Raw genomic sequence first — 6912 nt, forward strand, 5'->3', positions numbered from 1 at the left:
GAACAATCAGATAATAAAAATAGGCGGGGGAAGGTATACTTCTTACGTTTGGAACAGGGAGAACGAATGATATGGTTACCGGAGAATTAAAAAGTAAAATTGATAATTTATGGGAATTATTCTGGACAGGAGGACTGACTAATCCGTTGGATGTAATTGAGCAGATGACATATCTGATGTTTATCCGCGATCTGGATGATGCAGACAATGTCCGTGCAAAAGAGGCGGCAATGCTTGGTTTGCCACATAAGAAGTATATTTGCCGGGGAAATACAGATTGGAGACCGAAAAATTGATGGAAGCCAGCTGAAATGGAGTACTTTTCATGATTTTCCTGCTGCAAAAATGTATAGCACTATGCAGGAGTGGGTATTTCCGTTTATAAAAAATCTCCATGGAGATAAGGAAAGTGCCTATTCCAAATATATGGGAGATGCAATTTTTAAAGTACCGACTCCTTTGATGCTGGATAAGATTGTGACGACTATGGATGCCATTTATGAGCAGATGGAACAGATTAAGTCAGCAGACACCCGGGGCGATGTATATGAATATCTGCTTTCAAAACTTGCTACGGCAGGCGTAAATGGTCAGTTCCGTACACCGAGGCACATTATCCGAATGATGGTGGAAATGATGGATCCTAAGGCAGATGAAATCATCTGTGATCCGGCATGCGGTACGTCTGGTTTTCTGGTTGCTGCAAGTGAATATTTGCGAGATAAAAAAAAGCAGGAGGTTCTTTTTAACAGACAAAACAAGGAACATTATATGAATCACATGTTCCATGGTTATGATATGGACAGGACCATGCTTCGGATCGGTGCAATGAACATGATGACCCATGGTGTGGAGAATCCATATATTGAGTACAGAGACAGTCTGTCAGATCAGAATACAGACAAGGAAAAATACAGTTTGATTCTGGCTAATCCGCCATTTAAGGGAAGTCTGGATTACGATATTGTAAGCGCAGATTTATTGAAAGTATGTAAAACAAAGAAAACAGAATTACTGTTTCTTGCATTGTTTATCCGTATGCTGAAAATTGGTGGTAGATGTGCATGTATTGTACCGGACGGAGTTCTGTTTGGTTCCTCAACTGCCCATAAAGCCATAAGAAAAGCCCTGGTAGAAGAAAACCGTCTGGAAGCAGTGATTTCCATGCCCTCCGGCGTGTTTAAACCATATGCAGGAGTATCTACAGCTATTTTGATTTTTACCAAAACAGGACATGGTGGAACTGATAAAGTCTGGTTTTATGATATGAAAGCGGATGGTTTTAGCCTTGATGATAAGAGAACAGAAACGAAAGAAAATGACATTCCGGATATCATAGAGCGTTTCAGAAACCTGGATAAAGAGACTGACCGTAAACGCACAGAGCAGAGTTTCTTTGTACCAAAAGAAGAAATTGCAGAAAACGGCTATGATCTGAGCATTAACAAATACAAAGAAATCGAATATGTACCAGTAGAATACCCATCAACACAGGAAATCATGACAGAACTGCATGAAATTGAGATGAAAATTGGAGAAGAAATGCAGGCTTTGGAAGAGTTGCTGGGGTTAAATTAAGGTTTGTAGGGATGGTAGAGATGGAAAAATATAAGCTTGGTGATATTTGTGAAATTGTATCAGGCAGTACCCCGAAAACCAATATAGATGAGTATTGGGAGGGGACTATCAAATGGATAACACCTGCAGAATTAAATGATGATACGTATATTATTACTGATAGTGTACGTAAGATTACAGAACTTGCAGTTAAAAAAACAGGATTAAAATCATTTCCAGAGGGAACAGTGATTCTTTCATCAAGAGCACCTATTGGTAAGGTGGCTATAGCTGGCTGTGAGATGTATTGTAACCAAGGATTTAAGAATCTAATTTGTTCTAAAAAAATAAATAATAAATATTTATACTGGTTCTTAAAGGGAAATACGGTTTTTCTTAATTCACTTGGGCGGGGTGCGACCTTCAAGGAATTATCTAAGTCAATTGTTTCAAACATTGAGATAAATCTTCCAGATATTGTCTATCAAAAAAAAGCAGTGGAGACATTGGAAAAAGTAAGTGAAATTATTGCTCTAAGGAAAAGAGAATTGTCTTCATTAGATGATCTCATTAAAGCCCGATTTGTCGAGATGTTTGGTGATCCGGCAACTAATCCGATGAGATGGAGCGAAACAACTATTGGTGATGAATGCTTTTATATAAAAGATGGACCTCATAAATCGTTGCCTGATATTGGAAAAGAAAATGGTGGACATCCATTCATTTCCGTTAGAAATATTGTCAATGGTTACATAGATTTTTCTACGGCAAGATACATTTCTGATGAAGATTATGCTAATGCGATAAAGAAATGTCATCCTGAAAAAGGTGATATGCTTTATAGCAAAGGTGGAACAACTGGAATCGCAAAATTGATAGATATTGATGAAGAATTTGCGAACTGGGTCCATGTCGCAGTGTTAAAATTTGATAAGTCTAAATTAAATGGAATTTTTTTTGAAAATATGCTGAATGGAGATTATTGTTTTGAACAATCTCAGAGGCTGACTAAGGGGATTGCGAATAGAGATTTGGTGCTTAGTGCAATGGCGCAGATAAAGATGTATCGTCCACCAATGGAGATTCAGAAACAATTCGCAGACTTCGTCAACCAAGTCGACAAATCTAAAGTTGCAATTCAAAAAGCATTGGATAAAACCCAGATGCTATTTGATTCGTTAATGCAGGAATATTTCGGATAGGAGGGAAGTTTGTGCAGGATTACAAAAAATGGTTGGTTGAGAGATTTATAATTGAACGGAAACGCTTTGACAGATCTGGTGTATATGCTTACACACAGCGTGCCATGGCATATAATTCCAATAAAATTGAAGGAAGCACACTTACTCCGGAACAGACAGCCTCTCTTTTTGACAGTGGAACATTACCGCAAAGTGATGACTATTACAGAGCCAAAGATGTTGAAGAAATGAACGGCCATTTTCTTATGTTCAATTACATGCTTGATACCCTTGATGAAGAGTTGACACCGGAACTAATCAAACATCTGCATTATGAATTAAAGACCGGAGTATTCGAAGACAGAGCGAATGGATATGCAATTGGTGATTATAAAAAGCGTCCAAATATGGTAGGGATGTATCGAACAACGTTGCCACAGGATGTTGAGATGGAAATGAACCAATTACTAAAGTGGTATAGAGAACAGAATAAAAATATGAGAACCCTTGCGGAATTTCATGCCAAATATGAGGCAATTCATCCTTTCCAGGATGGAAATGGAAGAACCGGAAGGATGATCATGTTTCGGGAAAGTCTAAAGAATCCGGATATTCTTCCATTTATTGTATTGGATGAGAATCGAAGTCAATATATTGATGGACTTAAACAATATAGAGAAGAGCAGAAAGTAGACAAGCTTGTCTCATTAATGCAGAAAGAAGCTGAGGAATATTATCAGCAATGCAAATACTTTATGGGCTAATGCATTTTGTACAAAGGATGCATTAAAATGTCTTGAATACAGAGATTGTGAGGTGCTTTAATGGTAGGACTCGGACGGGAAGATAAGAAAGATAATGATCTGTTTTACACTTGCAGTCTGATTGACTATATTTCGCGGAAAACGAAAAATATTCGTGCAGATGTAGTAAATCAATTAGGCAGGAAACGTCTGGAGAAAATCTATGATCTGGCAGATGTGTATCATTGTGATAATATTGATCAGGTTAGTGAAGATTTTATTGCAGAGGCGCACATACCAACAGGGAGGTTCGATAATGTCAAGGAATGCAAATATTCAATTCCCTCTCATTGGGATATTGGAAAAGTATATAAACGCTTGATAAAACAGGTAGCTGCCAGCGAGAAAATAGAGGTAGTTGATGCACTGATCAAGGTTTATAATTCCTTTATCAGCGAAAAAATAGATGATTATAACAGTAGTGTTTACTATGAAAATCCATCTTATATTTATGAAAGTTACAGAGAAAATAAAATGTTATAAAAACAATGGTTGAAGGATGCTGGTATAAAGAGGGAGTATACCAGCATGGAAGAAAAAGTTGTAAAAATATTAAATGAGATGTCAGAATACCTTTCTATTGCACAGATGAAAAAACTTCAGGAAGTAATGCTAAAAGTATGTGCAGAGAATGAAGCTGATAAAGTAGAGATTCCAAACAAAGATTTTCTGGAAATGTTTCTGGATGCCAAGAAAATAGAAGGATGTTCAGAAAGAACCTTGCAGTATTATCGGGTAACAGTGGAGCATTTACTTTCCCAAATGGGAAATTCTGTGCGAAAAGTTACAACCGAAGAGATACGGACATATCTGGCTGATTATCAGAAAAACAGCAATTGTTCTAATGTTACCATTGATAATATTCGAAGAAATATATCAAGCTTTTTTTCATGGCTTGAGGAAGAAGATTATATTCTGAAAAGTCCAATGAGAAGGATACATAAAATTAAAACAAAGACAGTGGTAAAGAATACGATTTCCGATGAAAGTATCGAGAAACTGAGAGATCATTGTACGGAAATCAGGGATCTGGCCATTATTGATCTGCTGTATTCCACAGGAATCCGAGTTGGAGAACTGGTTAATTTGAATATAGATGATATTGATTTGGAAGGCAGGGAGTGTATTGTATATGGAAAAGGTGATAAGGAACGCAGGGTATATTTTGACGCCAAGGCAAAGGTACATCTGAAAGAATATATTGAAGGTCGAAAAGACGAAAATAAAGCATTATTTGTGACCCTAGATGCGCCATATGACAGATTGAAAATCAGTGGAGTAGAAATAAGATTACGTCAGTTAGGCAGAAAATTGGATTTGGAAAAAATACACCCGCATAAGTTCAGACGGACTATGGCAACCAGAGCTATTGATAAAGGAATGCCTATTGAACAGGTGCAAAAAATACTTGGACATTCACAAATTGACACAACTATGCAGTATGCAATGGTTAATCAGAACAATGTAAAAACATCTCATCAAAAGTACATGAGTTAATATTACAGTATTTAGATGAGGCTGTGAACGCCCGATTTGTCGAGATGTTTGGAAATCCAGCAACGCCAGGAGATAAATTTAAAACTTGCAAGCTAGGCGAAGTAGCTGATGTTAAATCCAGCCATCGAGTATTTACAACAGAATTTGTTGCTGAAGGAGTTCCATTTTATAGAGGCACGGAGATAGGTGTTTTGGCATCAGGGCAGCAGCCGGAAGATTCTTATAGAATTAGCATGGAACATTATCGCAAGATTGCAAGTGATGATTCAAAACCTATGCGTGGAGATTTACTTTTACCGTCAATATGCAATAAAGGACAAGTTTGGATGGTTGATACGGATGAACCATTTTACTATAAAGACGGCCGAGTTCTGTGTATTTCTCCAGAACGATCAGTATTTGATTCAAGATATCTTCAATTTTACATGAAGTTGCGAACCGAAGCAGAATATCCAAAGTTAGGTTCAGGATCAACTTTTGCTGAATTTAAAATTTTTCAGTTAAAAGAGTTGGAGGTGGACATACCTCCGATGAATTCTCAGAAATCATTTGATTTGTTTGCTGACCAAGTCGACAAATCTAAATTGTATAAAATTTCAACCCTACAATTCCCCTGTATCCCAGGGTGAAAAAACATAAGATTCGGGAGGTGTCAGTATGACTAATTTTGATTTCCTGAAAAATGAACCAAAGTTTAAAGATTTTGCAGATGTAGCAATCTCTGCGGAAAGGATTTTTCAGTTTGATTATGCAGCATCTGTGCTTAACTGCAGACGGGCAATGGAATTTGCTGTCAAATGGATGTATTCTGTGGACAGTGCCCTTGTCATGCCATGGGATGACAGACTGGTTAGTCTGATGAGTACAGATGAATTCAGGGATATTATTGATGCAGATCTTTTGAAACGTATGGAATTTATACGCAAAACAGGTAATTTTGCAGCCCATACCGGTCAGAAAGTAAAGAAGGAACAGGCAGAATTGTGTCTGCAAAATCTATATATTTTTCTGGATTTTGTTGCTTATTGTTACGCAGATCATTACACTGTCAGCAATTATGATTCTACATTACTGCAGGAAAATTCTGCTCATACAGCGGATCAGTCAGTTAGTCAGCCGGTCGGCGATCAGGCTGGTCAGTCAGAAACGGATCTGAAACTGGAACAATTGTTAAAGGAAAATGCTGCCCTGAGGGAAGAACTGACCGCCCGTCGTGAAGAACAGCAGCAGACATACGTGACTAAACCACTGGATATTTCAGAATATGAAACCCGAAAGATTTACATTGATTCTATGTTGCAGGATGCCGGATGGACTGAGGGACAGAACTGGATGAATGAATACAGAATTCCGGGTATGCCAAATAAGTCACAGGTTGGATATGCAGATTATGTTCTCCTTGGTGATGATGGTAAGATCCTGGCTGTGATAGAAGCCAAGAGAACCTGTGCAGATGTGGCAAAGGGCAGGCAGCAGGCGAAGCTATATGCTGATCTGATTGAGCAGAAACAAGGCAGAAGACCGGTAGTATTTCTCACCAATGGTTTTGATGTCCGTATCTGTGATAACCAGTATCCGGAGAGAAAAATTGCAGCAATTTATTCCAAACGGGATCTGGAAAAATTGTTTAATCTCAGACAGATGCGCTCAGGTTTGGGACAGATTTCCATAGACAAAAACATAGCAGGACGATATTATCAGGAGGCTGCGATTAAGGCAGTCTGTGACAGTTTTGACACCAGAAATCGCAGAAAAGCTCTCCTTGTTATGGCTACAGGTTCGGGAAAGACACGTACAGTTATTGCACTTTGCAAGGTATTGTCAGAGCAGGGATGGGTAAAAAATATTCTTTTCCTGGCAGATCGTAATTCACT

At 38.1% G+C, this 6912-nt stretch carries 6 protein-coding genes and 1 pseudogene; all 7 read left to right on the forward strand.

Annotation, left to right across the window (positions count from 1 at the left end):
- Positions 1-71 precede the first annotated feature (71 nt).
- Positions 72-1578 (forward strand): annotated as a pseudogene (locus tag AC075J_RS03190) (class I SAM-dependent DNA methyltransferase).
- Positions 1579-1598: 20 nt separating this feature from the next.
- Complete coding sequence (locus AC075J_RS03195; RefSeq protein WP_161283217.1) at positions 1599-2759, forward strand: restriction endonuclease subunit S; 1161 nt, start codon at positions 1599-1601, stop codon at positions 2757-2759.
- An 11-nt stretch (positions 2760-2770) separates the two neighbouring features.
- Positions 2771-3502 (forward strand): Fic family protein, encoded by a 732-nt coding sequence (locus AC075J_RS03200; RefSeq protein WP_055058059.1) that lies wholly within the window; start codon positions 2771-2773, stop codon positions 3500-3502.
- 60 nt (positions 3503-3562) lie between these two features.
- Positions 3563-4024: a hypothetical protein gene (locus tag AC075J_RS03205; RefSeq protein ID WP_020993945.1), complete on the forward strand. Its 462-nt coding sequence runs from the start codon at positions 3563-3565 to the stop codon at positions 4022-4024.
- A 45-nt stretch (positions 4025-4069) separates the two neighbouring features.
- The gene (gene xerA, locus AC075J_RS03210) at positions 4070-5038 is read left to right on the forward strand and encodes a site-specific tyrosine recombinase/integron integrase (RefSeq protein WP_118613562.1); all 969 of its coding nucleotides are present in this window, start codon (positions 4070-4072) and stop codon (positions 5036-5038) included.
- A gap of 23 nt (positions 5039-5061) precedes the next feature.
- On the forward strand, positions 5062-5667 hold the full coding sequence (locus AC075J_RS03215; RefSeq protein ID WP_147412532.1) for a restriction endonuclease subunit S: 606 nt from the start codon (positions 5062-5064) through the stop codon (positions 5665-5667).
- Between the two features lie 28 nt (positions 5668-5695).
- The coding region (locus AC075J_RS03220; RefSeq protein WP_476389978.1) for a DEAD/DEAH box helicase family protein at positions 5696-6912 on the forward strand (1217 nt) is incomplete at its 3' end.

The organism is Blautia sp. ZXY-1-C6 (genome assembly GCF_056339875.1).

Coding starts and splice junctions, on each gene's coding strand:
- AC075J_RS03195 (WP_161283217.1), top strand. CDS start 1,599: ATGGAAAAATATAAGCTTGGTGATATTTGTGAAATTGTATCAGGCAGT.
- AC075J_RS03205 (WP_020993945.1), top strand. CDS start 3,563: ATGGTAGGACTCGGACGGGAAGATAAGAAAGATAATGATCTGTTTTAC.
- xerA (WP_118613562.1), top strand. CDS start 4,070: ATGGAAGAAAAAGTTGTAAAAATATTAAATGAGATGTCAGAATACCTT.